Consider the following 25447-nt stretch of genomic DNA (forward strand, 5'->3'; position numbering starts at 1 on the left):
GCTCACTTACTTTCATCCATTTAATTGCTTAGAGCATTTATTTCTTAAAGAGTTTACACAAAATTCTTGACAGTACCTTTTAATACACAGGAGTTTCTATGTCAGATATCCCCCAATCTTATATCACTATAGCCAATGAATTTAGAACTGAATATATTGTAGAAAAGTCACGTTTCATTTCTACTATTGCTCCAGTTACTACTGAAGCAGAAGCACAAGCATTTATCCAACGCATATCCAAAGAATTTTGGGATGCTACTCACAACTGTACCGCTTATACTATCGGTCCTCGCCAAGAACAACAACGTTCCTCTGACAACGGCGAGCCATCTGGTACGGCGGGAAAACCAATGTTAGAAGTATTAAAAAAGACGAGAATTACCAATGTAGCTGTCGTAGTTACTCGCTATTTTGGTGGTATTAAGTTAGGAGCAGGGGGACTCATTCGTGCCTACTCTCATAGTGCAGCCAAGGCTGTCCAAGAAGGACCTAAACTACTCATTGCACCTCGTCAAATTGTGACCATCTCTATAGATTATTCCAACTTTGGATCCATAGAACGCCAACTACAAACACTAGGACTTCACTATACAGCATCGTTTACGGATCTCGTATCTATTGAAATCTATGTAGAGCCGGAAAATGTGACCATCCTCGAAACAGATTTGACAAATCTAACTGGTGGTAATCTAACTTGGCAATTACAAGAGGTTCGTATGGTAGAATTACCATATATTGCTGATATAACTGATGACTGATGTTTAGATGTCATATACACGCAATTGGTAATAGAATGGTAGAGTTACTGCAGGCCATCCCTCCCATACCACATAAATCAGTTATATAATAGACTAATAAAATTTTTGATTCAACTCTGATTAACAAATGATATGGGATTATCCAAAAGAGCAACAAAAAACCACGGTGTCTTCCTTCACCGTGGTTTTTTGTGCTTCTTGTTGGAGTCCTCTATATAAAGGGAAAGTACGCTAAATTAATGGCTGCAGCATTCTGCTACAAATACTTCTACAACTTCTTCATCTTGCAATTCAGAAGTCCAAGGATGTGGCCAACCTTTAATGCTATTATCTTTGCATTGGCTTGCTTCACATGCTTCTAAACGATGTTCTTTTAAATTTTCTATCCATGCTGATACTAAACTCATATTAGTTACTTCCTTCCTGATATATACACCGCAAGGTGTGTGTTCTTATTGCATGACTGTAGTATACAAGAGTCTAAGTGTTTTGTGAAATGACAGATAGTTATTATCTCATAAACTATTTTTTATAACACTTTTTATAGTCTTTTTATTAAATCAAATTTAATTATAACTAGTGTGCATATCGTCCATAACTTTTTGACGTTTATTTGACGATTTTTGACTATCAAAAAAACAAAAGAACACACATGCTAGCATATGTGCTCTCGTCTGTGGCGGAGGATTAGGGATTCGAACCCTAGCGCCGGTAACCCGACCTAACGATTTAGCAAACCGTCCTCTTCAGCCTCTTGAGTAATCCTCCATGATACCTATTAAGGATACCACAAGTTGATTCTATTTGTCAATCATTTTTTATAATTCATAGCCAACTTCTACCACTTCGACTTCTCCAGAGTTTGGATGCATCATCAACCCATGGACTGCTACATCCTTTGGAATCAATGGATTCATGCGAAGCATACTAACCGTTTCTTGTACATTATCTACGGGATGAGAGAACCCATCTGCCCAGTGCTCTAGTTCGTGACGCACCATTTGAATTGCTTCCGGTGCTACACCACGAGATAACATAGCCTTGGTTAAACTTTCAGAAGTAGTTTTCGCCATGCCACACTCATAATGACCGATTACAAAAATTTCAGATACTCCTAATTCATAGATGCAAACTAACAAGCTACGTACCACGCTATCAAACATACCTGAAATGGAGTTACCCGCCGATTTTATAACCTTTGCATGGCCCCGTTCAATACCAAGAGCTTGCTCCATAAAGTTTACTAATCGCGTATCCATGCACGTCAAAATTGCAATTTCACGGGTTGGTACCTTACTTACCGTTGGCATCTCATCGCCATGTTCTTGAGTAGCATTATCCAAAAATTCTCGATTATGTCGTAATATTTCATTCAATAAGTTCATCGTTTACCTCTTAACGTATCCGTTTTTTATAATGTTGCGAATTGCCTTGCTGTTTCCATCCTACACGATCACCAATAGACATGACACGGCGTGTTAAACATTCTTTGCATTGGTCTGCATTGTCATCCACGCATGGTTTATTATCATATAGCAAATATTTCGCGCGATGCTCTGGTACAGTAATGATAGGCATCAGGATGTTCGCCCCTGCCGCCAATCCTTTTTCACGACCCAATTTGTCTAAGGCTTGTAAAGCTGTAGTAGCGGCAATATTGACATCTTTCAGAAAGAGGCGAGTTAAGGCGATCATTTTTAGTCCTAACTGCACTCGTTCTAATTTACCCTCTTGTGAATCAATACCCAATTCTAACGCGCGCTGTCCTAATGGTGTATCATGGTGTACCACATAGGGTCCCATACCAATCATATCGATATCCATATCACGATAGAATAAAATGTCGTTGACAAGATCATCTAGTGTTTGTCCTGGTAAACCAATCATAACACCTGTACCGACTTGAAATCCTACCTTGCGCAAAGATTTTAAGCAATTTACACGTGTCTCAAAGGAGTGCAATGCATCCTTTGGATGAATCATCTCAAATAAGTCTTTATTTGTCGTTTCAATGCGAAGCAGATAACGGTCCGCACCTGCTTCACGCATACGTCTATATGCCTCTTCCGATTGCTCCCCTACACACATGGTGATACCTAGCTCATGATTGCTTAGCTTTTTAATATCTCGAATTAAATCCACCACATACTCTACAAAGGCATCATCAGTACGTTCTCCGGACTGTAGTGTTAAAGACCCATACTCATGGTCGTAGGCCCATTGTGCCATTTTTAGTACATCATCACGAGACATATCAAATCGTTCTGTCTTGCTGTTTTCATGGCGGATACCACAATATAAACAGTTTTTGATACAACGATTGGAAAACTCAATGAGTCCACGGTAATACGCAACTTTATCTACATAAGCAGCTTTTACTTCATAGGCTTTTTTATATATTTTTTGTAATTCCTCCTCATCCGTAATGGTCATGAGAAATCGTAACTCCTCCTCCGTTAACCACTGGTCTCCCACAAGGTCTTTTTGTAAAATACTATCTACTGTCATAATTCCTCTATTGCGACATCCCACCCAAAATGTCTATTTCTTATCTACAACACGTACCAATACATCTATACAGATCACAATATATCTTACATACTATGTTGACACATTATATTCGTATACAATATGCACATACTATGTACTTATTACCCTGTTCACTATATATGATTAGTACACTAAAATTCTATATCTCTTCGCATCCTTTTATACTTGCTTACGATAGGCAATGGTAAAAGATGTATCCATATTCTCTGGCAAAGGATCCAATACAAACCCTTTTAATTCTTTTGGTAACTGTGAAAGTTCCGTCACTTGATGTTCACAGATATAATGTGCCAAAGATCCACGCATCTGTTTTGATGAAGTGCTTAGTTGCTTCCACACACCATTACGATGCTCTAAAAATTCTATGGTTACCATCTTAGGATGATGAATCCATTTAGAATATTCCTTAGATGCCAAATTGATTATCCAATCTTCCTCACCTACAGCGGCATCCACTAAGGGTTGCCACCAAGCATAGAGATTTGTTTTTTCCTCTTTCAATACAGGATCAATTAAATCCAGCCGATACCCTTTGATACCACTATTAGGGGCTACTAAACCATACAAAGCAGAACCAATCCAAACATGAGCATTGGCGAATGCTTTTCCTCTCTCTGAAAGTCCATCATAATTAAAATTTTTGAAAGATAGCCCGTCATAGCTAAGCGCCGCCATGCCTTCCACTTCTTTGTCGTAATTTTGATAAAAAGCATATACTTCATCTAAGATTGTATCTTTTATTTTTAAAGCTTTCCCCAGTGCCTCTTTTGATACGCCCTGCATGTGCTTTACAATTTGTTCTGTCATATGCGGTGCAAACTGAGATGCACTTGGGGTGCCTTTTATATCTTTTGTTTTACTAGGGGATATAATTAATTTCATAGTTTCCTCTACTCGATTAGAATTATCTTCATTATATATAACATATCTACCAAGAGGACAATACCTCCTTGCACTAGCAAATGTACCCATAGCCCTCACCATAGATTTTGTATTATATTATACCTATAAAGTATATCATATATCGAAGAGTTTTAATATAAAAAGACGGGCTAATTTGCCCGTCATTCATCATTTTTGTTATATAAGCTACCTTTAAACTTGCTACTAGTTCTCTATGCTTTTCATTTACAATCTAAATTTGTTCATGACAATGTTTACATTTTTTTGCTACTTTAAGTACAACTTCACCACAGTATGGGCAAGCTTTATAATTTTTTTGATCTGCTTTAACTTTATTAGAAGACATCATAATAGAATGCATAATAGCAGCTATCCATAGGAATATTCCGTAAATAGCAAATAAACTAAACGATCTACCTTTTCTATGAGCAATATTGGCCGGAAGAAGCAGCATTACGCATTTAAATATCTCTGTGACCAAGTATTCAGAAAAATCATTAACTTGATATCTTCCTTGATAAAAAGGATCTAGCATAAATCCAAGAACTATGAAAGCAACAATGAACCACACTATATTTAATAATATAATCATATAGTTGTCTCCCTTTAAATTTTCTCATATAATTATAATTACTACCAACAACTATATTATAACAAAAACCCCTCAAACACAAGTGTTCAAGGGGTTTTTTGACTAGCCAATCAATTATTTCAATTCTACAGATGCGCCAGCTTCTTCTAATTTAGCTTTTAAAGCTTCAGCATCAGCAGTAGCTACGCCTTCTTTAACAGCAGCAGGAGCGCCGTCAACGATAGCTTTAGCTTCTTTTAAGCCTAAACCAGTAGCTTCACGTACAACTTTGATTACGTTGATTTTGGAAGCACCAGCATCTTTAAGAATTACGTCGAATTCGGATTTAGCTTCAGCGCCACCAGCAGCAGCACCAGCAGCAGCTACAGCTACAGGAGCAGCAGCAGTTACGCCGAATTTGTCTTCGATTGCTTTTACAAGATCATTAAGTTCTAAAATAGTTGCAGTTTCTAATTCAGCAACGATGTTTTCGATGTTCAATGCCATGATTGATATCCTCCATTTTTGATATATGTTATCTTAGTTAATTGTGTTGCTATTATGCAACAGTTTCGTCTTTTGCTTCCGCAACAGCTTTTACTGCGTATGCTACATTGCGAACTGGAGCTTGAAGCACGGAAAGAAGCATGGAAAGCATACCTTCGCGGTTCGGCAAGTTTGCAATTTCTTGTACTTTTGCAGCGTCAAGAACTTCACCTTCCACAATACCTGCTTTAATAGTTAAAGCTTCTGTTTTTGTGTCTTTAATGAAGTTTTCAAGAATACGAGCTGGAGCTACAGCATCTGTGCTAGAAGTTGCTAATGCAGTAGGACCTTCTAAATGCTCAGAGAAAGCTTCGTAACCTAATTCGTTAGCAGCGATGCGAGTCAAAGTATTTTTGATTACTTTGTATTCCACACCTTCAGCCAAGAATTTACGACGAAGATCTGTTACTTGAGCAACAGTCAAACCGCTATAACCAACTAATACAGCACCTTTCGCTTCAGAAAGAGTTTCTTTCATTTGAGCTACAACTGCTTGTTTTTGTTGAGTGACAGCCATTAGAATACCTCCTTGTAGATTTTTGGTGATTTTCTATGTACTATCTTAGCGTAAAAACGACCTCAACGAAGACGTTGAGGTCGAGAACCATTCCATAATAGATTGGATTCAGCCTCAGCGGGCGAGTTTCCTCATTAAATCAAATGATGCCAGCCGTCTACAGCTAAGAGAACATATATAATTATTGTTCCTTGTTAGTGCTTGTTAATTTAAACACGTTCATAGGAACGCCAGGACCCATAGTGGAGCTAAGTGTCACAGTTTTAATGTATTGACCTTTAGCTGCTGCAGGTTTAGCTTTAATAATAGTATCAACGATTGTACGGAAATTGTCAAGTAATTTCGCATCATCGAAAGATGCTTTACCGATAGGACAAGCAATGATACCAGCTTTGTCTGTACGGTATTCGATTTTACCTGCTTTAATTTCGCTAACAGCACGAGCTACGTCAGGTGTTACAGTACCAACTTTAGGGTTTGGCATTAAGCCTTTAGGACCTAAAATTTTACCTAAACGACCAACTTGGCCCATCATGTCAGGAGTAGCTACAACAACGTCGAAGTCGCTGAAACCACCTTGTACTTTTGCTACTAATTCTTCGGAACCAACGATATCTGCGCCAGCATCCTCAGCTTCTTTAATTTTGTCGCCTTTCGCAAATACGAGTACGCGTTGAGTTTTACCTGTACCATGTGGTAATACAACGGCACCACGAACTTGTTGATCAGCGTATTTAGGATCGACGTTCAAATTGAAAGCGATTTCAATAGTTTCGTCGAATTTTGCAGTGGCAGTTTTCTTAACTAATTCAATACCTTCTACTGGTTCGTAGAATTTATCTGCTTCGATAAGTTTTACTGCTTCAGCATATTTCTTACCTACTTTTGCCATTTTTATTCCTCCTTATGTGGTGTAACGGGATGTCCCTCCCACCGATATGTGAGTCACATACCGTACGCTAATTAATCAACGATTTCAATGCCCATGCTGCGTGCAGTACCTTCTACCATACGCATAGCTTGCTCAACAGTGTTAGCATTTAAGTCAGGCATTTTAAGTTCAGCGATTTCACGAACTTTATCGCGACCAACTTTAGCTACCTTATCACGGTTAGGTACTCCAGATCCTTTTGGGATACCTGCTGCTTTTTTCAATAAAACTGCAGCTGGTGGAGTTTTTGTGATGAAAGTGAAGCTTCTATCTTCGTATACAGTAATAACAACTGGGATGATAAGACCAGCTTGTTGAGCTGTTCTTTCGTTAAATTCTTTAACGAAGCCCATGATGTTAACACCTGCTTGACCCAAAGCTGGACCAATCGGTGGTGCTGGACTCGCTTTACCAGCCTCGCACTGTAATTTCACAACTTTACTAACTTTTTTAGCCATGGTGATTACACCTCCTTGCGTCAAAATGTGGTGGTAACGGAGCGAAATTGCCCCTCCCACTGGCAACCTCCCGGCCGCCTAAAAAGGTTAGAGTTATATAGCATATTAAAGAATCTTCTCAACTTGAGAAAATTCTACCTCTACTGGGGTTTCACGATTAAACATCTCTACATTCAAACGTAGTTTTGCATGATCGTGATTGATTTCAGTAATAACGCCTGTTCTATCTTCAAAAGCACCGGATGTAATTCGGACAGTTTCTCCTACTTCAACATCAAGAGTTTGTACTGGTTCTTGGTCTAAACCTTGAGACTTCAAGATATAGGCTACTTCAGAATCAGATAGTGGCACTGGTTTCGTTACAGAACCGACAAATCCTGTAACACCTGGTGTATTACGCACCACATACCAAGATTCATCATTCACTTCCATTTCTACCAGCACATAGCCCGGAAAGACTTTGCGTTTTACTACTTTTTTTACGCCATCTTTTTCGTCGATTTCATCTTCCATTGGAATTAAGATTTGTGAAATCACATCTTCCATTCCCATAGCTTGAACTTTCAACTCCAAAGTGGTTTTTACTTTGTTTTCGTAGCCTGAGTAAGTATGTAAGACATACCACTTTTTATCTGTTCCCATTAAAAAAGCCTCCTACCTTACAGCACTCTTTAACAACTTAAAAAGTTCTGCAAATACTGTGTCAACGATACCGATAATAACAGAAATCAAAATTACTGCAACAAATACGGCAATCGTATAGTTCACTAGCTCTTTTTTTGTAGGCCAGACTACTTTCTTGAGCTCAGACCGCACTTCACGAACGAATTTACCGTTACCATTTTGTTGTGCTTGAGCTTTTGAATTAGTTCCTGCCATGATATCACATTCCTCACGTCAACAAATAATCACAATTATTTTGTTTCACGGTGTAACGTGTGTTTACCACAGAATTTACAGAATTTATTCATTTCAATTCGATCTGGATTGTTTTTTTTGTTTTTGTTAGTCTGATAGTTACGTTGCTTGCATTCAGTACAAGCCATAGTTACTGCGTTACGCATCAGTTTACACCTCTCTTTAAAGTGCCTAGACGGCTATTACTTCATAAACATACTAATATAGACTACCACAAGTGGAAGACTATGTCAAATGCAATCTAAAAAAGCCAGGCAATTCCTGACCTCTTTATTATTACATAGAACCTTGTAAATAGCAAGTAGCTAGGTATGTAAATTATAAATTTTTCGTTTACAAAATTGAATGATAGGTCTATAATGAAAGTATAATTTCACAATTCTTATGGAACACTAGCTCAGCTGGCAGAGCATCTGACTCTTAATCAGAGGGTCCAGGGTTCGAACCCCTGGTGTTCCACCACACTTAGAACCGCTCAACTGTGCGGTTCTTTTGTTTTGTAACGTCAAAATTGATTGATGCAACTTTTTCAAGTTGACATCTTTTTGACATCAGTTTGACATCAGTTTATTTTTTCTAAACTTGATTACGTGAAAAATGCACGTAGCCACCGGCTAGCTATTTGAGCTAACTTTTGAAGCTACGTGCATTATTTTTATTCCCTAATATTGTATTATTTATTCTAATTTACTTAACAGCCAAGCCAACCAATAATAAGCTACTAATCAGCGCCCACGTATTTCGTTGGCGGTGTAGTCGTTGTTCCGTTTCCCTGTTCTTCTTGATGTCCTTGTTCAACATCTCTAATGAGTTGTTTATTTCGTTCAAGTAAGCGCTCTGCTTCATCAAGTCGTTTTGTGCTTTCATCAATTCGTTCACTTGCTTGTTGTTGATAGACTTCAGTTCTTGTAATTCGTTCGCTTGCTTGTTGATTAAGTTTTGCGATTCGTTCAACGGAATCCTCGACTGTCTGATTAAGCTCAAGGCTTTTTCGTTGTTGCTCTTGAGCTCGTTCCAAGTGGTCAGTGGCACGTTGATAGTCTGTGTCGTTACTTCCGCCGTAGATAATCCAGCAGATTGTACAGGCAATGCCTGCCATGATAAAGTAAGTAACCCAAGAATAGCGATCCATGTAACTTTTAAATTTCTCATACATTAGGCAACCTCGTAATCCGTCACACCACGTGCAATGGCTCTTACAATTTTATCTAAGTCATTATTTAATAATTGTAGGTCAGCATCGTTGTCGATGAATGCCATCTCAACTAATACTGCTACTGCATCGGTTGCCCCTAACACGTATAAGCCACCTGATGGTGGTGGTTTCACTCCTCGGTCTGTCGTCTTAACACTCCGAATGATTTGGCTTTGAATGTAATTAGCCAAGCGTTGGCCATTAAAAGATTTGTAGTAGGTTTCCGTCCCTACCGCCTCTCTTGAGTTGGATGCGTTGCAATGTAGTGATACAAATACATCTGCACCCCATTCGTTTGATTCATCACAAACCATCACTAAGTTATCGTCTTGCATGATGCGAACCTCGCACCCTGCGCTAGTGAGATAATCAGCAAGCATTTCGCCTGCTTCTTTTACAACATCACACTCACGTGTTCCATAGTTAGGGTTTACTGCCCCGCTATCTACTCTAGGGTCGTGCCCCGGATTAATAAATACTTTCATTTCTTTTCCTCTCTTTCTAGCTGATCTGGAATACCATCATTATCCTTGTCCACCCATAAGGCAAGGAACCCTACTAAGGCGGTTAATACTGACGGAATAAATATGTGGTCAATGATATTGATGCCTACATTAATTAGCTTACCTAGGTCGTCGGATACGTGACCTTTCATGAAAGCAAGCATGTATTCAATGACCACCAATAAAATAGGTACTAGCATGACTAGTACTAGTAACCGTGTAGCTATCACCCCCGTAGGGTGTATGTTGGCAAGTCTAATATTCTGTAATACATCCTTAGCCTTATTGATTAGTACAGTTTTGTTTAACACGATTATCGCACCCCCTCTCTCTTAATTCGTCGATTCTGTAATGCGCTGATTTCACTGACGCCTTTAAAGTGGCTTGCTCCTTTGTTAAATACACCATCTGCTCTTGTGTATCTCTGATTGTCTCCTTGAGCTCACCGATACTTTCCGTTAAATGCTGCATAGCCTGCGTATTCATCTTGACGGTATTCTCTGCGGTTGCTCCTTGTATTTCAAGCCGTTTCTGCAGTTCATCCTGTTTGAGTAAGAAGTCGTTCTTGACCTTTTGCAATTCCATTTCTCTTTCGGTTGATACTTTGGAATCATACAGCCATACGACCATTTTGGCAATGGCGAATACACCGCTAATGAGCGTCACTATTTCTAATAATCCATAATTCATCGTCTAGCCTTTCTTAATTGTTGAAATCGTCAATTTACCATGAAGTGTGTCGTTGATTTCGCTCGTAGGCGGGGCATCCTCTGTTATCCATACACACGCCCCCAATCGCAATAATGATGTAGGGATATTCCTGCGAGCTTCTTCACCAGCACCATCAAAGTGAAACCTAATTAACCGCTGATTGTCTAAGTCGCCAAACATAACTGTACCAACAATAAGGCCATTGTCATTGACTAATGGTGCGTACGTTGATTTTATTGGCGTAAATCCCTGTGGAATTATCTGATGTCCAGTAAATCCACCGTCCAATGGTTTCTGTACCAATAGCCATGTTCCCTTACGTCCGTTGACCGTTGATTCTCTTTTTGGTAACACTTTAAAATTCTCATTAGTAGGTGGTGTAATAGATATAGAGCCCCAACTACCTCCATCTGCACCAGCAACTACCATATTGCCTATGCGTGTTAATTGGAAATAGCTGTTGCCACTCATCCACGATGCGCCTTTGGGTGTTTTATATACGTATTTCTTTTGAGTAGTTGATTCCTGTACTGCTCCACCACCTGTAGGAATGGTAACAGTGTTGCCACCGCTGATACTCAATTGACCATTGCTGTATGATAAGGTTTGTGGCGAGGCATTAGCACCCGATGGACCTACTGGACCGATTGGCCCCTGTGGTCCTTGAGGCCCTACATCACCTTTAGGACCTTTCAAAGATTGCAGTTGTTCCTCTGTAAAGTCGGAATATCGGAATGGATCACCCTTATCACCTTTCGGACCCGTCGCCCCTTGTATTCCCTGTAGTCCTTGCTCTCCACGTGGTCCTTGTTGACCATCTTCGCCTTTGGGACCTCGTTCGCCAATGTCTCCTTTAGGGCCTACTGGTCCTACTGGACCCATTTCACCTTGAATACCTTGAGGACCTTGCTCACCTGTATCGCCTTTAGGACCACGAGGACCAACGCCACCGCTACCGTAATCTTTCACTTTAACTACATCATGCGGTACGCCCTCTATCACACGTACATCATCCATTGGCTCGCCCCTATCTGATACACTAGCCTTAACTAAAATGTGACCTTTTAGAATTTTATAGTTAGGCTTGTTATTTGCGTCATATACAAAGACATCATAAACGTAACGACCTTGAGGAATATCTCCATCCAATGTCAGCTTGAATGTAGTCACGGCGTCATCGGATACATTTTCGATTTTTACAATAGTAAACCTTGCCACGTAGTCCGTATCGTTCGCATTTACACGCACCACGGCGAATAGATCCTCTGCTTGTACTTCCTTGTTATACTCAATAATAAAGGAGCAGGGCGTGCCTTGCTCCTTCATAAAATTATGCGTTTGTACTAGTTTCATCCTTAGTATCCTTTGTATCCTCTGTTGTATGTTCGCCCTCTGCGTCTGCTAATGCATCAAGAATTACATTTTGCACGCAATCCTCAATCGGACAACGCCCATTTTCCAATAATACCGAACCGCACCATTCGCAATATGTTTCTTTCATAGTCAATACCTCCTAGTTCAATTCTTTAATTTTCTTAATAAGGTCAACGTCAATTTGTTTAAACTTTACCTTGATGTCATCAGTAGGCAAGCCTTTCATCTGTTTGGTGAGAAATGCTTCCTTTAATTTCTCCCGTTCCTTTTCTGCTTCTTTCTTTAACTCTTCGATTTTATCTTTCTTCGATGGTTCAATAACCTCTGGTACATAGTCGATAAACTCGCCATCAACGTAGCACTTATAATCAACAAATTGTGCCTGCATATCGTCGCCACCAGTCACATAGGTATGATTAGGGTAGTCACGTTTTGCAAGTTCTAGGCATGCCTCTTCCGTCTCACCATGGATTCCAATCAATAAGGACGTGATACGTGTCCCCTTTTCATCCAATACAAATACATAACGATTTTCCATGTTGTTCTCCTTTCTAAGAGATAAAAAATTGCATAAAAAAAGCACCCTTGAGGTGCCTAGTATGTTATAATTGTCATAAGAACTCGATGTGAGTTAGGTTCATCACCGAAAGGTGGTGATACTATGCGTAATTATGAAAAGATTCAACTAATCATTTCCATTCTTACTTTAGTAGTTGCCGTATTACAGTTGCTTAAATAGTTTCTGATAATACAACGACCCTAGCGCTTACACGTTAGGGTCATCATAAACTGTCCAATTTTAAGATGAACCTAACGCCTGAACACATCGGGTTCTTCTTGTTTGTAATTTCATTATATCATATTCTCCGCTCTCGTCAATGGACGAGGGCTTTTTTATGTTGAAAGAGGGATACGATGAAACTTATACAAAAACTAAAGCATGCTACGAAACGCCCTTATGTTGTGTATTCTGTCCTAGGCTATTACTCCACTTACGATGAAGCCATTGATGCACTTAACAACAGCCGTCAATCTCTATCACTGCATCAAGTCTATGACATGTGGCTACCGTCGCATGCTAAGAGTGTTAGCAGTAACACTCTAAATAATTATGGTTCAGCCTTTACGCACCTGGTTAGTATTCACGATGTAGCAATGAGTAACATCACATACTTACAACTACAAAACATCATTGACCATATGCTTAGTACTGGTCTTTCCTACAGTTCCTGCAAGAAGGTCCGCACATTGATTAGCCAACTATTCGACTATGCCATCATCAATGGGTGGTGCACCACTAATTATGCCAAATTCCTAAACCTTGGCCATAATAAACCAGTTCGCTCCCATAAGCCATTCACCACGCAAGCAATTAATCGCTTGTGGTGTTTAGAATCACCGCTTCATGATATTCCGCTCATTCTTTTGTACACGGGAATGCGTGCATCGGAATTGATTAATCTGAAAGCTCGTGATGTCAATCGCAAGCAACACACGATTAAAATCACATCGGCTAAAACGAAATCAGGCATCAGAACCATTCCCATACACGATCGTATATGGCCTATCATTGAGCGTAGGCTCCACACGATATACGTTATCCAAGAATGCCGTACCTACTCATCTCTAAGTAGAGAATTTAATAAAGCAATGCGTGCCATCAATGCTAAGCACACCACTCATGACTGTCGCCATACCTTTGCTACACGCCTTGACAACGAGGGTGCCAACTACAATGCCAAGCGATTACTACTTGGCCATGCCAGTGGCAACGTTACCGACGGAGTTTATACGCATAAGTCCTTAGGTCAGTTACGTAAGGCAATTAGATTACTTAAATGACCAAGGGGGAAAATATCCAGAATCCAAGGGGTTAGAAATTACTAATAATAATGGGCAATACATGTATACAGAAACTACTGGTAATAAAGGGTATCATAAATTTCCTATAGCTTTTACTAATAAATGTATCTTTACAACTGCTAGTTTAGATATTAGGACAATGTTTAGTTTAGAAGGTATGAGTCCTATTCGCCCTTGCTTTTCGTATAGTGTTTCTAAAGATAGTTTTATATGTGGCTATGATTATAATTCTAGTGGAGCCCAAACAATAAATAATAAAAAACCAGTAGAGATTATTGCAATCGGAATTTAACGTCCAACAGCTAGCCATGTAGTTTTATAACCTCTATTGTCGTGGGAATACATGGTGAAATTAGTCAAGGTGGCGTTTTTGTAACTTGCAGCATTAACACCCCAACCTTTTGTTAACTGAATACCAAATACCTTATGTTGGAACGCAATAGGGAACGTTACTGAATCATCGTTTCTTTCGGTGCGTTTTCCCCCTTGGTTAAATGCCAAATGCTAAATAGTAAATATCGTGATATGCGGTGTCATGAGAAGAGTCAGCTACCATTATGAATCCTGTTTTAGTAATGGATCCACAGTAACAAACATTAGCCCCTGCTTTTGCACTTTCACTACCTAATGTAAGCATTACACTTACGCATTTTGATATGAAAGCAGTAGGAAATGTAATAGGGTATTTTTGGTTATCCCAAACATAAGCATTATAGTTCTTTCCCCCTTGGATAATGAGCCCTCCAAATGCTTCGCCCAAGCATAGGTACCATGCGTTTTCGTTGCTAAAGTCATATCTAACTCCTTTGGATTGTAAAAGGCTTGTGACATCTACGTTAATATCACCGATTAATGCTTTCACTAAGGATAGTGTAGGGGCTAATGCCGTGTTACTATCTGCTTTGTCTGATGTGAATAATTTGAGTAATTCCGTGGCTCCCCCTTTGGTGACGTTGATGCCCTCATCGGCTTTGGTGACCTCTGTCACCGATGTTCGATGTACTTCTTCCTTGAACGCTCTTATTTTGCTTTCAACATCCGATGTAAATGCTTGAACTTTTCCATCTATATTTGACTTAATAGCCTCTATATTATCTTTCGTTATATACATTTGGCTATTTAAATTAATCGTCACATTCTCTGCATTACCCACATAAAATGTTATGGTGATTAATTTTTCATCTAACGATGTACCAGCTACAGTATAACTTGCTTGAGCCCCTGCATTGGTATAAGCAAATAGTTTTTCAATACCATCTTCTCCTACTTTCGCAAATACCCCCAATTCACGTGCATAAAATCCAGTGCTTACATTTGCATTAGAAATGGTGGCGACTACATCAATTTCCCCATTACCTTTTTTCTTAATAGATTCAACACCATTTTCACAAATTTTATGCTTTAAATCTGTTAGTAATTCCACATCGTCATGTTCTAACAACGTGCCTTCACCTAGTGCAACCCTTGTAAATATTAATGGTTTCTTTTGGTTAATGGATTCTACAAGCATATTACTACCTGCCAATGTTGTGACTATTTTATTATAATTACTCACTGTATATCTCCTTTAATAATGTACTTTTTCCCTAATGGCTACAGCCCCTATAACTCTAGCGACTGCCCCTCTAGTTTCGATATGATTATCTTTTTCTTGTGGCATGATATGGATACGTTCCACTTGTGATACAGCCCCTATTATGCGTATACCCACTCGCCCAGCTAAGCTATGACTAATTAAATACGATAAATGAGCAGGCTTATATATCTCTACCACTCGCCGTACTTCTTCCAAGGCATCGATTGTATCTACAATCACTTTGAATGTATTAGGACCTGTATTTTCTCGTACAATCGCATTCTTTGGTGGATACACCAAATTTACAATCTCTTGTAATTTACTTTCTGTAATTGTTTGGGTACCACGCATTTTGACCAATAATAAATTACGTCGTTGGTCTACTGGTAAATGCTTATTGTGTAATCCATATACTCGCTCCCAATCATCTAAGCCCCATGTAGCACTTTCCACGAATAACTGCTTGCATATGTCAATAATCAGTAGTCGCTGTTTCTCATGTTCTTCGCTTAATGAATCCTGTGTTGCCTTGAAAGTACTATCTTTACTCAAGAACTTAGGCAAATATCGCAAGACATCTACTTTATACGTTCTTAATAAATTAAAGATCATATCACTTGCACCTCGCCTAATACCATCAATGTTTCAGCTCCTACTGTGATAGATTCATTTCGTCCATTTAATACTAGATTGGTGTAATCAGTAGCTCCTGCATCCAATGCTAAACTACCAATTTTAGGGTATGAAACTTTTACAATCTGATTACCTGTAATCACTTGATGTGCTAAATCCACAAAATAGGCTTTTACCAATTCTTTAAATATATCTATTTTGAAAGCTCCCTCGGGTCGTATCCCTATAGATACTACACTAGGCTCTACGGTTTTTACCGTCACTACAGCCCCCATAGGTCGTACTCTTTCAATATAAGCCTGTACATTATTAATAATATCTGTAGACGCCTCTTTATATTCTGTATTTACGATAATCACTTTTACAGTGCCAGCACCATTCCATGTAGGGATAATCTTAGCACCACCTACACCCGCTATTGACATTGCCCATTCATAATAATGGTTACTATTACCCGATGTGCCTGGATTGCGTACATGATTGAGGTATCTAGTTCTTAACTCTTCATCTGTCTCAGTTTCAAACCCATCCTGCATAGGCTCTGCATTCGATACACTCAATATGCCAGGTATCGACATAGGTATTACCGAAATAGCCTGTGCCATCACATTACCACCTATACCAGCTATTACAGCTTGCACCTTTACGGTAGATGTACCTTGCACTATTACACTCTCTATTGTTTCAAATAATACCCCTGATTGGGTCGCAAATTGACTGCCTTTAGGTAATTCACCATTACCTTTTACCGTTACAAATCCTATCGCTTTTGTGGCTTCTTTTCGGATTACTCCACTATCTGCGGCCTTTCTTGTTAGAAAATCACCATATGCCGTATCACCAAATGCTACCTTATATAGTTCTCCCAATTCTACATAGGTTTTCATAAACTCTATAGCATTAGATGAAAATACATCATACTCGAATGTACCCTCAAATTTACTGAAAGGCGATTTACATTGATTTTGTAACTCTTTTAATATGTCATCTGAATTAGGAATCCTAAACATTTATATTTAATCCTCCATATATAGTAGTTAAAGATATGAAACAATCGACCTTATCCTGTTTCTCTTCAAACTCTATGCTATCAATTGATTTGATGTACCCATTGACCATTAAGCACTCAACAATAACCCTCTTTAATTCGCTGTATCTTTCATCTACACTCATCACCTTACCGATAAATGGTTTTAACTCAATCCCATATCTTGAGGAATACGCCAAATATTGATTGCGTTCTGTCATGAGTGCTTTGTAGATCCATACTTTTAGTGCCTCATCTCCAGTCACCTGTATACGATTACCTAAGCTATCATGCTTGAATCTGTTGTTTTCAAAATCCCTATCGTATTCAATAAATAAAGGCAACTCTTGTTCTCTTTCGTGTATAGTCAATCCGCCTACAAAAGGGAACTCTACACTCATAATTTCACCACTTTCTGCCCAATGTAATACAACTGTTCACCTTGACCATATACAGGAAATACCGTTACCTCGTCCCCTACTCGGAGTGTATCCGTCATGATAATTGTGTCCGTATAGTCATTGTGGATAGCATGGGTATGGCTGGCAAATTCTGCATATCCTCCACCGCCTGCACGTGGCTGTGTTTCACTAATAATATGCCCTTTTGCCTCTCTGTAATGGTTTGGTTTCCAATAATCATTGATATAAATCTGCTCATTGGTAATGTCGATATTATCTACCCTCACAACAAGATTAGGGTATGGCGATGTCACTACACCGATACGCATCCCCATCGGCTGTTCTCCTTTAGCAATTCCGTGGATAGTATCTACCACCTTAGCCATGGAATGTGCCGCACTCGGTATGTCTTTAGGCATAATAATCCACCTTTCTCGCCTGTTGTTTAATCGTTGAACGTCTACCTTGACCGCTACCAGTTTCTACATCTTTAGCAGTCTGCTTTTGGTTATTTTCTTCTGTTTCTAAATTTTCTTTGTTCATGATATTTTCAAACTCAATTTCTAATTTCATCGTATGTTGCCCATTTTGGAATGTATGGGTATCGCTTTTAATCCAAAACTTACCACTTAATTGAGTTATGACATCACGAATCTCAACAGAATACGAAGATACAGCATCATAATCCCCTAAGCAATCAATGGTACCGCTACGCTCTGGCCCTTTAAAAATTGCCTTTACCTCTTCAGCAGTATTTTTGTTCTTGCCCTCCTTGTAAACCTCTTGTATCATGGAATATCGTTTGATGTGGTCGTCATTACTTTCATAACGAATCAAGTTTCCTTTGTCATCGGTAACCATTACCTTATTGACCATATTTTCAATGCTTTCTTTGTAGGATGAATCTGTAATATTCCGATATTGGTCTATTACCAATCCCTCAATCAATGAGCCTTTTTCAATAACATCTAACTCATCGCCCTCCATCATGGTTTGGTATTTCTTCCCCGTCTTTTTAGACGCCTCTGTATATGCCATAACAATAATCTGATACCCGGATTTATTGTTAGCTATAAATGTCATCTTTTCTTTAGTTTTTGCTAGCTTGCCAACCTTGATACCCATTTCTGCACAAACTGACTTTGTTATATCTTCAGCAGTCATATTCGTAAACTTTTTAGTTGTTTTTGACTTACTCAAGATAAACATGTTGTCATAACAAGTAACGGAAATAGTAGATGCCGATGTTTTTCGTTCCGTACTGTAAATATTGCCTACAAATTGTAATGCACCATCTTCGGAATAGGCTTTTATGGTTTCTCCTACGCCTACTGGATATACTGGAAAATTTGGATCCCTAGGCTCTTGCGTATAAGTAAATTCTAACTTTCTAGCCGCTTGAATCCTAGAACCCGACCATGTAGCACTATTGACTAAGTGAGATATATCATTTTCAACTGGTTCTCGCTTTTCTTGCCCTGTCTTTTCATCCTTAACAACCTTTATGCCTATATGCTTAATAATCATTATTTCACCTTTAACTTTCTAAGCTGACTAAGATTATTAATTGCTAAGTGCTTCAAATCATTAGATTGGATAATACGTTCATAATGCTTGTAATTCCCATAGGCTTTTTTGGCAGCATCTAGTACGTCCGACCCTCTATTGAATAAGGTTGCCGTTGTTGGCTTAGTTTTCATCGTAGGTCTATCTTTCAAACCTGTAGTAGAATCCACCACCTTTGTTTCATCACTTACGGTAGATGTATTCAAATCTTTGTACTCTTTAAAACTAAGGGTAAAATACAAATCCCCGGTATTTTCTTGTTTCTTCCATGGAAACGACATAATCGCCATCATTAAATTAATGGGACCATCGGAAATAATCACACGGACTGGCTTTTTAGATACTGCCCACTTTTCAATAAGTGCTACTATCTCCGATGGCTTTCTTTTATCTCCAACAATGAAAGGGTAATCTTTCGCTGGAAAGAATCCATCAAATGAAAGCGTTTTCAGCTTAGGATTGCCGAACAATAACACCTCACCTATTTGTGTAATATCTACAGATTTATGTTCTTGTTCAAAACCTACATCATACTTGGTTGGTGTCACTGGTAAAACTAGCCGTTCATTTCCTTGCGATAAGATAATAGTAGGGTACTGATTACCACTTTTACCCATAATAACGGATAGATAGGACAATGCCCTACCTATCCCCGCTACTAATTTTGACATTATACACCTCCGTAGTTGGTTTCAGCGGACGCAATCATAGAAAATAAAGAATGTGCAATTCTATCAATGTCAGCCTCTTCACGTACTACAAACGTATTGCCACTAATAGAATAGTTATTACCTCCACTATTAGAACCGCTAAATTGCTCTGCTAGCATTTTTTCAGTAGTTGCATGAGGGTATATTCTCGATCCACTAGGTAAATCTACAATCTCCCCACCACGTTCATTGATTTCAGTCCAACCACCGCCAAAGTAATTACTACCTGTTGCATGGCCGCCAATACTTAACCCAGTAATGGAAGCCCCTTTCGACATAGCCGAACCAATGCCACTAGTAATAGATGATATGGCTTGTTGACCAAATTGTTGTAACGGTTCCCATACGTTTTGATTAAACCAATCAACAATGCCACTCCATGCCCCTTTTACAGCACTACATGCACCATCAAAAGCACTTGTAATTGTATCCGTAGTAGATTGTGCTAAGCTAGCAATCGGCATCCACACCGTAGATCTAAACCAATCAGCTAATGGGGAACATATAGAAACGATACCATCATAAGCCATTGCGACTACACCCACTATCGTATTGATGATAGGGGTACATGCACTAACAACAGTATTCCATGTATCACTAAACCATTGCTTAATGCCATCAAGATTAGAAGTTATCCCATCATATATGCTTTTGCCTAGTTCTTCGCCAAAGATAGCACCACCTACACCGCCAACTAATCCACCTAATGCACCGCCTACAGCTGTACCAATACCAGGTATAACAGAACCCAAGGCCGCACCGCCCATAGCTCCTAATTTAGCACCAGCCAAACCGCCTGCCAAACTACCTGCCATGCCACTCGTTGCTTTTGCTTTGTTATCTGATGTAGCTATGTCATAAGCACCCATAGCTAATGACAATGGAATGGCCGCCTTACCGCCAATTTTCACCAAACCACGGCCAAGCATACCAGCACCCTTGCCAATTCCTCGCCATGCCTTGCCTAATCGACTACCCCATTTAGATGGTCCCTTAGGTGCTCCCTTAGGTGCTCCCGTAGGAGCTCCTTTTCCATTCCCTTGAGGTAATCCCATAGGGCTTTGACCGGGTAATAATTTGGCGGCATTCAATGTGACTTGTAATGCGTTTATAGTCATAGAGCCTACTGTATCATCACCGCCACTAGAGCCACCCTTGCCTTTTCCTTTTTTGAAAAGATTGAATATACCTTTCCCCAATTTAAAAGCACCAATACCACCCATGGCAAGCACAACACTAGATAGAATAGATGGCAAGCCTTCCATCTTCAACGTTTGTCCTACTAATTCTTTTACAGCTGATGTAATACCATCAAGAACAGATGTAATGGTAATCCCATTGGTTTCTATATTCTCAGTAAAACCTGCAAACCAATTATCGACCCCTTGCACAATGTCACGGAATCCACCAATTTTGCCATCCATGATTTTGGTAGTAAATGAATCCCAATCACCTGATAATTGTTCAAGGTCGCCTTTTAAATTATTCATCCGTTCTTCTGCCATTTTTCTAGCTGCACCATTGGAATTATTAATAGCATTGGCTAATTTATCGAAATCTGCATCCGAAGAATTGACCATCGCCAATAATCCCGACATAGCCTCTTGCCCTGCTAACATGGCCGCTACCGATGCCCTACTTTCAGGGGTTAATTTGCTCATACCTTGGCGAATATCCTTGATGATTTGCCCAAATGGTTTCATTTTTCCATTGGCATCTAAAATGTTTAAGCCCAACATATTCATTGCTTTACTTGAATCTGCTGTAGGTTTAACTAATCTAGTCATAGTAGAACGCAATGCCGTACCTGCTTCACTTCCCTTAATGCCTTGATTAGCCATAAGCCCTACACCAGTTGCCACATCTTGAATGGAAAATCCCAATGCTCCAGCAACAGGCGCCGCATATTTAAAAGTTTGACCCATTAAGGATACGGTAGTATTTGAATTTGTTGCAGCTGCTGCTAATACATCAGCGAACATAGCAGAATCTTTTGCTTGCAATCCAAAAGCTGAAAGGCTATCCGTCACAATATCCGATGTCATAGCCAAATCTTCACCAGAGGCGGCCGCTAAGTCCATGATACCTGCAATACCATTGATCATGTCTCCAGTTTTCCAACCAGCCATGCCCATATATTTAAAGGCTTGAGCAGATTCCAACGCACTAAATTTAGTATCTGCCCCCATTTGAATGGCTTTCTCTTTCAACTGAATAAATTGATCTCCAGTAGCTCCCGAGATGGCTCTTACTGCTGACATCTCTTCTTCAAAGTCTGCATACTTCTTGATAGCATCAAAGATACCAAAACCAATACCTGCCATGCCCGTCATTTGTGCAGTAGCTCCAAACATGGCACCGCTAACTGCATTGATTCCCTTATTCACTGACCCCGATAAGTTTTGTTTTACATTTATCGTAGCCGTGTATACCTTACCTTTGAATGTATTCAATTCTTCTTTGATTTTACGAACTGTAGGGGTTGCCACATCTTTGGCTTTAATCATGACGGTTGTGTTCATTGCAGTACGTTTGAGTTTACCAATCGCACTGCTCGCCTCTTTTGCTTTGCCAGTGATTCCCTGTAATACTACGGAAGCCGTTCCCATACTCTTTTCCATTGATGAAATGGACGGTCCCAACCCCTTAGCAGATTTAGCAAGTCCCTCTGTTGATTCTTTTGCTTTCTTGACGCCGTTTATAAATCCCTTGTCATTAAGAGATATTACAACGCCTAATGTTTCTTTATCAGCCACTGAATACCCCCTTTATTGCAAGTTTAGCGACCTCTAACCGTTCCTTACGCTCTTTCTCCATCGCTACATGGCACATAACTTTTTCAGCCATGGATAGATTGAAAAAATATTCAAACGTATGACCTTTTAGCACTAGATAGGCAGCCGTAGCCGCCTCCCAGTCCTCTTCTATTACTTTTTTAATTCATCCAAAATAGCATGGTCTAACTTCTTGCCCATACCTACAGATTTAACCAATACTTCGGAGATAGCTTTCACTTCACCAAACTCAAATAATTTGCCAACAATATCAATAGGGTCGTGGCATTCATAAGCCTCTTGTAAATCTTTATCTTTCAAATTAGGCTCTTCAATGCAGTTGTATACTAAATACTCATCGTTATGCTCTTCTAACCCCATAGCCTCTGCCATTAAATACGCAGATGGTTTCTTGGCTACTATCTCACCAATAGATGTATTGATAGTCATTTTTTGAGCCTTACGCTCTTTAATCTCTTCACGTTTTGCGATTAAATCATTAATAGATACTGCCATGTTTCTACTTCCTTTCTACTAATCAATAGATTCAATATATTGTAAATCTTCTGGAGTAAATCCGAACGGAATATCTGTTTCTATTACCTTACCTTTTTCAAAATGTAATGGCGTTACTTTTGTAAACCATACATTATCAATGGTGATACGTTCTTTTTGTCCGTCTGGTGCATCGGGATCATCCAACAACCCAGTAATCACAGAACGTGGGTCATGACCTGCACACCATGCTTCATGCAATTTACGGAAGTTGCGATTGATGACATTTTTGACTTTCATCGTACCCTCGCCTTTTAATGCCGTTGTTTTGGAATCAACAGAATTACCGATAATCACATCTTCACGTTGTGCCTCTACAGTACATTCGAAAGATTCAATTTCAAATACTAACTCGCCATCAAGCCACACTTTGCCGTGAGATCCATTCCAACGGCGTCGACCTCTGTATTTTACATCTTCGCTTGCTCTTGCCATATGTTGTTACCTCCTATTACATCGTAAAGCTAATTTTTAAATCTTCCATAGCATCCACGAATTTAACCTTACCAGCTAATCCAATTTCAGATCCAGTATTATATTCACGGATTTGCATTGGTGTCATTGTAGATACATCCTCACCTTTAATGATGGCATAGTCTTTTTGGAACTGCTCATCAATATCTACAGTGTTACCTGCTCGATTATCTAATACATTTCCTTGTAATTGACCGAAATATACCATAATTGCAGAAATAAATAGCATTTTATGGTTGTAATCATTGATGTATTTACCAACATAGTATTTTTTGAACGTGTCACGAATATCATCCGTTACCATGTCCACACCTTCAATAATTTTGATTTTACGGAACTCTTGCCCCTTATCAGTGGTGAATGTTTGTAAAGAGTTGCAAGCTCTAGCAATTTTTACGCCTTCTCCATCTTCTTCATCAAATAAATGTAACTCCCCATGGTCGATACGGTCTGTCAAATCTTCAAATACTTTGACGGATTCAACCTCTGTTAATTTGAAATACGTAGCAGAACGATCCAAAGCAAGACCTGCCAAGATGCCTGCAATACGTGCTGTATATTCAATAGCCGTGTACGTTTTATACGTAGGATTACCACTAGTATCCTTGCCTTTGACTACTTTAATTTCATCAGCACAAAAATTAATAATACCCTCATGGTCAGAAGCCACATTTGCCACTACAGCTTTTACTGTTTTACGTGCATTATTTCGTTCTGCTTTCACATACGATGCTAAATCTTGTTGCTCTTGTTCCGTGCCTGTAGGTGCTGCGATATAGTTGTATCGAATATGTTTCAATTCTTTTAACAACGTAGCTTGCGTATTTTTTGCCCCCTGTACTGTCACCTTAGGTAATGTATACACCAATACACGAAGTGGCGTACCATCTAAACATTTTTTGAGTAAATCAACGCTTGCATCGTCAAATGTTTTATCTGGAATTTCTGAAATATCCGAGATGCGATATTTTTTACTTACATCCGTAGTTTCACATTTTAAAATCAATACCACCACGCCACGTGCTGACCGTTTGATGGCTGTCACGCCTTTTGTTTTAAAGTCAATCAAGACCTGCGGTAAACCGAATTTTTCTGTTTCATTCGCCATGTTCGTTCTCCTTTAAATTAATCCCATTTAAACGTAATGATAACGTTTGAGCTACCTCACCTCGTACAAATCCGATTTCTTCATCGGTAAAGGCATCAGTAAACTCTAAATTAAAGATAAAATGTAGCACTTCATCCATAAACGTATGCTCAAAGTCATTGATAGTAATATATCTATCATCAACTGCGAAGCCCGGTCTAATTAAGCACTCCAAACCATCTGACATATCATATAATTCGGCTCGCTTAATTCTCCCTTGTTTGTCCTCCATAGTTCTAAATGCGATATCGATTTGTACAGTTCTATCAAAATACGTACAATCCCCTACGCCACTATGCACAAACATTTCTACATAAAAATAAGGCACATTCGACTTTTCTACGTTATCGAAATATACCTTATACGTTGGATATTTACGTTTTAAAAGCTCTAATAATGCTTTCTGTATATGCCTTAGTCTAATCATTTAGTAGGTTCCTCATAATCATTCTGGTGTTGTGAAGAAATTTACTTTTAAACCCTACCATGGACCGATGTAGCATTTTGCGACCTCTCACGAAACCGCCCTTCGGTGTCCGATGACCATACTCTACATGGTTCGCATATTCCGTATTATTGTACACTTCTACAGCCCCTGCATTAATCGGTGTACGTTTCCATGCATTCCTAAGTGTACCAGTATCTACTGGTGTTTTCATCTTTACATCATTAATGAGCAATTCTGCCTGCTGTGCTAATAGTGTATCTCTATGTTCAGAATGTTCTGCTAATATTCTACTCCATTTCGCATTGAGTTTATCAAATCCGTTTATACTAGCTCCCATA

Annotated in this window: 35 protein-coding genes and 2 tRNA genes; 4 read left to right on the plus strand and 33 right to left on the minus strand. The window is 39.2% G+C overall.

Translation table 11 applies throughout. The features are described from left to right. Nucleotides 1-98: 98 nt before the first annotated feature. Nucleotides 99-758, plus strand: a complete 660-nt coding sequence (locus tag EO125_RS02785; protein WP_127147568.1) for a YigZ family protein — start codon at nucleotides 99-101, stop codon at nucleotides 756-758. Nucleotides 759-994: 236 nt separating this feature from the next. Here EO125_RS02785 and EO125_RS09805 read toward each other — a convergent pair whose 3' ends face one another. From EO125_RS09805 to rpmG, 13 genes are all read right to left on the minus strand, one after another. Continuing rightward, the gene (locus tag EO125_RS09805; protein ID WP_164726420.1) at nucleotides 995-1165 is read right to left on the minus strand and encodes a hypothetical protein; all 171 of its coding nucleotides are present in this window, start codon (nucleotides 1163-1165) and stop codon (nucleotides 995-997) included. A gap of 270 nt (nucleotides 1166-1435) precedes the next feature. Continuing rightward, nucleotides 1436-1526, minus strand: a tRNA-Ser gene (locus EO125_RS02790). A gap of 50 nt (nucleotides 1527-1576) precedes the next feature. Further along, nucleotides 1577-2143, minus strand: a complete 567-nt coding sequence (locus tag EO125_RS02795; RefSeq protein ID WP_127147569.1) for a carbonic anhydrase — start codon at nucleotides 2141-2143, stop codon at nucleotides 1577-1579. 10 nt (nucleotides 2144-2153) lie between these two features. Then, a complete protein-coding gene (gene hydE, locus EO125_RS02800; RefSeq protein WP_127147570.1) occupies nucleotides 2154-3266 on the minus strand; it encodes a [FeFe] hydrogenase H-cluster radical SAM maturase HydE in 1113 nt (370 codons plus the stop codon). 201 nt (nucleotides 3267-3467) lie between these two features. Continuing rightward, a complete protein-coding gene (locus tag EO125_RS02805) occupies nucleotides 3468-4190 on the minus strand; it encodes a YaaA family protein (RefSeq protein ID WP_164726421.1) in 723 nt (240 codons plus the stop codon). Between the two features lie 253 nt (nucleotides 4191-4443). Further along, nucleotides 4444-4803 (minus strand): hypothetical protein, encoded by a 360-nt coding sequence (locus tag EO125_RS02810; protein WP_127147572.1) that lies wholly within the window; start codon nucleotides 4801-4803, stop codon nucleotides 4444-4446. Between the two features lie 114 nt (nucleotides 4804-4917). Beyond that, complete coding sequence (gene rplL / locus EO125_RS02815) at nucleotides 4918-5289, minus strand: 50S ribosomal protein L7/L12 (protein WP_127147573.1); 372 nt, start codon at nucleotides 5287-5289, stop codon at nucleotides 4918-4920. A gap of 52 nt (nucleotides 5290-5341) precedes the next feature. After that, nucleotides 5342-5845: a 50S ribosomal protein L10 gene (rplJ, locus tag EO125_RS02820; protein ID WP_062401680.1), complete on the minus strand. Its 504-nt coding sequence runs from the start codon at nucleotides 5843-5845 to the stop codon at nucleotides 5342-5344. A gap of 181 nt (nucleotides 5846-6026) precedes the next feature. Next, nucleotides 6027-6737 carry a 50S ribosomal protein L1 gene (gene rplA, locus EO125_RS02825; protein WP_127147574.1) on the minus strand — a complete coding sequence of 237 codons (711 nt, stop codon included), beginning with the start codon at nucleotides 6735-6737 and terminating at the stop codon, nucleotides 6027-6029. 71 nt (nucleotides 6738-6808) lie between these two features. Then, nucleotides 6809-7234, minus strand: coding sequence for a 50S ribosomal protein L11 (gene rplK / locus EO125_RS02830; RefSeq protein ID WP_062401677.1), 426 nt, complete (start codon nucleotides 7232-7234; stop codon nucleotides 6809-6811). A gap of 105 nt (nucleotides 7235-7339) precedes the next feature. Further along, nucleotides 7340-7876: a transcription termination/antitermination protein NusG gene (nusG, locus tag EO125_RS02835; protein WP_127147575.1), complete on the minus strand. Its 537-nt coding sequence runs from the start codon at nucleotides 7874-7876 to the stop codon at nucleotides 7340-7342. Between the two features lie 12 nt (nucleotides 7877-7888). After that, nucleotides 7889-8113 carry a preprotein translocase subunit SecE gene (gene secE / locus EO125_RS02840; RefSeq protein ID WP_127147576.1) on the minus strand — a complete coding sequence of 75 codons (225 nt, stop codon included), beginning with the start codon at nucleotides 8111-8113 and terminating at the stop codon, nucleotides 7889-7891. Between the two features lie 35 nt (nucleotides 8114-8148). Beyond that, entirely contained in the window at nucleotides 8149-8298 is a 150-nt protein-coding gene (rpmG, locus tag EO125_RS02845) for a 50S ribosomal protein L33 (protein ID WP_062401675.1), read from the minus strand. Nucleotides 8299-8538: 240 nt separating this feature from the next. Between rpmG and EO125_RS02850 the strand changes: the two genes are divergently transcribed. Continuing rightward, a tRNA-Lys gene (locus tag EO125_RS02850) sits at nucleotides 8539-8614 on the plus strand. Nucleotides 8615-8873: 259 nt separating this feature from the next. Here the strand turns inward: EO125_RS02850 and EO125_RS02855 are convergent. From EO125_RS02855 to EO125_RS02880, 7 genes are read right to left on the minus strand one after another with little or no spacing between them, the layout of a single operon-like run. Continuing rightward, nucleotides 8874-9308 (minus strand): hypothetical protein, encoded by a 435-nt coding sequence (locus EO125_RS02855; RefSeq protein ID WP_127147577.1) that lies wholly within the window; start codon nucleotides 9306-9308, stop codon nucleotides 8874-8876. Beyond that, nucleotides 9308-9832: an N-acetylmuramoyl-L-alanine amidase gene (locus EO125_RS02860; RefSeq protein WP_127147578.1), complete on the minus strand. Its 525-nt coding sequence runs from the start codon at nucleotides 9830-9832 to the stop codon at nucleotides 9308-9310. Before EO125_RS02860 ends, EO125_RS02855 begins: the two co-directional genes overlap by 1 nt. After that, complete coding sequence (locus tag EO125_RS02865) at nucleotides 9829-10161, minus strand: hypothetical protein (RefSeq protein ID WP_240630423.1); 333 nt, start codon at nucleotides 10159-10161, stop codon at nucleotides 9829-9831. The genes EO125_RS02860 and EO125_RS02865 overlap by 4 nt, the downstream gene beginning before the upstream one ends. Continuing rightward, the gene (locus EO125_RS02870) at nucleotides 10133-10540 is read right to left on the minus strand and encodes a hypothetical protein (RefSeq protein ID WP_127147579.1); all 408 of its coding nucleotides are present in this window, start codon (nucleotides 10538-10540) and stop codon (nucleotides 10133-10135) included. The genes EO125_RS02865 and EO125_RS02870 overlap by 29 nt, the downstream gene beginning before the upstream one ends. A 3-nt stretch (nucleotides 10541-10543) precedes the next feature. Continuing rightward, the gene (locus tag EO125_RS02875) at nucleotides 10544-11914 is read right to left on the minus strand and encodes a collagen-like protein (RefSeq protein ID WP_240630424.1); all 1371 of its coding nucleotides are present in this window, start codon (nucleotides 11912-11914) and stop codon (nucleotides 10544-10546) included. Then, nucleotides 11892-12062 carry a hypothetical protein gene (locus EO125_RS09810; RefSeq protein WP_164726422.1) on the minus strand — a complete coding sequence of 57 codons (171 nt, stop codon included), beginning with the start codon at nucleotides 12060-12062 and terminating at the stop codon, nucleotides 11892-11894. Before EO125_RS09810 ends, EO125_RS02875 begins: the two co-directional genes overlap by 23 nt. A gap of 12 nt (nucleotides 12063-12074) precedes the next feature. Beyond that, entirely contained in the window at nucleotides 12075-12473 is a 399-nt protein-coding gene (locus EO125_RS02880; RefSeq protein ID WP_127147580.1) for a hypothetical protein, read from the minus strand. Nucleotides 12474-12850: 377 nt separating this feature from the next. Here EO125_RS02880 and EO125_RS02885 point away from each other — a divergent pair, with 377 nt between their 5' ends. Together EO125_RS02885 and EO125_RS02890 are read left to right on the plus strand one after the other, a co-directional pair. Next, nucleotides 12851-13777 (plus strand): site-specific integrase, encoded by a 927-nt coding sequence (locus EO125_RS02885; RefSeq protein WP_127147581.1) that lies wholly within the window; start codon nucleotides 12851-12853, stop codon nucleotides 13775-13777. 61 nt (nucleotides 13778-13838) lie between these two features. Next, on the plus strand, nucleotides 13839-14090 hold the full coding sequence (locus EO125_RS02890) for a hypothetical protein (RefSeq protein ID WP_127147582.1): 252 nt from the start codon (nucleotides 13839-13841) through the stop codon (nucleotides 14088-14090). A 198-nt stretch (nucleotides 14091-14288) separates the two neighbouring features. Here EO125_RS02890 and EO125_RS02895 read toward each other — a convergent pair whose 3' ends face one another. The 13 genes from EO125_RS02895 to EO125_RS02955 form a co-directional block, all read right to left on the minus strand. After that, nucleotides 14289-15353 (minus strand): phage tail protein, encoded by a 1065-nt coding sequence (locus EO125_RS02895; protein WP_127147583.1) that lies wholly within the window; start codon nucleotides 15351-15353, stop codon nucleotides 14289-14291. A 12-nt stretch (nucleotides 15354-15365) separates the two neighbouring features. Then, the gene (locus EO125_RS02900; RefSeq protein ID WP_127147584.1) at nucleotides 15366-15986 is read right to left on the minus strand and encodes a putative phage tail protein; all 621 of its coding nucleotides are present in this window, start codon (nucleotides 15984-15986) and stop codon (nucleotides 15366-15368) included. After that, entirely contained in the window at nucleotides 15983-17017 is a 1035-nt protein-coding gene (locus tag EO125_RS02905; RefSeq protein ID WP_127147585.1) for a baseplate J/gp47 family protein, read from the minus strand. The genes EO125_RS02900 and EO125_RS02905 overlap by 4 nt, the downstream gene beginning before the upstream one ends. Then, nucleotides 17010-17435, minus strand: a complete 426-nt coding sequence (locus EO125_RS02910; protein WP_127147586.1) for a DUF2634 domain-containing protein — start codon at nucleotides 17433-17435, stop codon at nucleotides 17010-17012. Before EO125_RS02910 ends, EO125_RS02905 begins: the two co-directional genes overlap by 8 nt. After that, nucleotides 17432-17854 (minus strand): DUF2577 family protein, encoded by a 423-nt coding sequence (locus EO125_RS02915; RefSeq protein WP_127147587.1) that lies wholly within the window; start codon nucleotides 17852-17854, stop codon nucleotides 17432-17434. The genes EO125_RS02910 and EO125_RS02915 overlap by 4 nt, the downstream gene beginning before the upstream one ends. Then, the gene (locus tag EO125_RS02920) at nucleotides 17847-18962 is read right to left on the minus strand and encodes a hypothetical protein (protein ID WP_206168348.1); all 1116 of its coding nucleotides are present in this window, start codon (nucleotides 18960-18962) and stop codon (nucleotides 17847-17849) included. Before EO125_RS02920 ends, EO125_RS02915 begins: the two co-directional genes overlap by 8 nt. Further along, complete coding sequence (locus EO125_RS02925; protein WP_127147588.1) at nucleotides 18962-19672, minus strand: phage baseplate protein; 711 nt, start codon at nucleotides 19670-19672, stop codon at nucleotides 18962-18964. Before EO125_RS02925 ends, EO125_RS02920 begins: the two co-directional genes overlap by 1 nt. Continuing rightward, nucleotides 19672-22467, minus strand: a complete 2796-nt coding sequence (locus EO125_RS02930) for a phage tail tape measure protein (RefSeq protein WP_127147589.1) — start codon at nucleotides 22465-22467, stop codon at nucleotides 19672-19674. The genes EO125_RS02925 and EO125_RS02930 overlap by 1 nt, the downstream gene beginning before the upstream one ends. A 171-nt stretch (nucleotides 22468-22638) precedes the next feature. Beyond that, a complete protein-coding gene (locus EO125_RS02935) occupies nucleotides 22639-23001 on the minus strand; it encodes a hypothetical protein (protein WP_127147590.1) in 363 nt (120 codons plus the stop codon). A gap of 18 nt (nucleotides 23002-23019) precedes the next feature. Further along, nucleotides 23020-23475 (minus strand): phage tail tube protein, encoded by a 456-nt coding sequence (locus tag EO125_RS02940; RefSeq protein WP_127147591.1) that lies wholly within the window; start codon nucleotides 23473-23475, stop codon nucleotides 23020-23022. A gap of 16 nt (nucleotides 23476-23491) precedes the next feature. After that, nucleotides 23492-24622, minus strand: a complete 1131-nt coding sequence (locus EO125_RS02945; protein ID WP_127147592.1) for a phage tail sheath C-terminal domain-containing protein — start codon at nucleotides 24620-24622, stop codon at nucleotides 23492-23494. Then, a complete protein-coding gene (locus EO125_RS02950) occupies nucleotides 24612-25088 on the minus strand; it encodes a DUF6838 family protein (RefSeq protein ID WP_127147593.1) in 477 nt (158 codons plus the stop codon). Before EO125_RS02950 ends, EO125_RS02945 begins: the two co-directional genes overlap by 11 nt. Further along, nucleotides 25081-25446 carry an HK97 gp10 family phage protein gene (locus EO125_RS02955; protein ID WP_127147594.1) on the minus strand — a complete coding sequence of 122 codons (366 nt, stop codon included), beginning with the start codon at nucleotides 25444-25446 and terminating at the stop codon, nucleotides 25081-25083. Before EO125_RS02955 ends, EO125_RS02950 begins: the two co-directional genes overlap by 8 nt. Between the last annotated feature and the right edge of the window lies 1 nt (nucleotide 25447).

Origin of the sequence: Veillonella sp. VA139 (assembly GCF_003992005.1) — a bacterium.
In the GTDB taxonomy this organism is placed as follows: Bacteria; Bacillota; Negativicutes; order Veillonellales; family Veillonellaceae; genus F0422.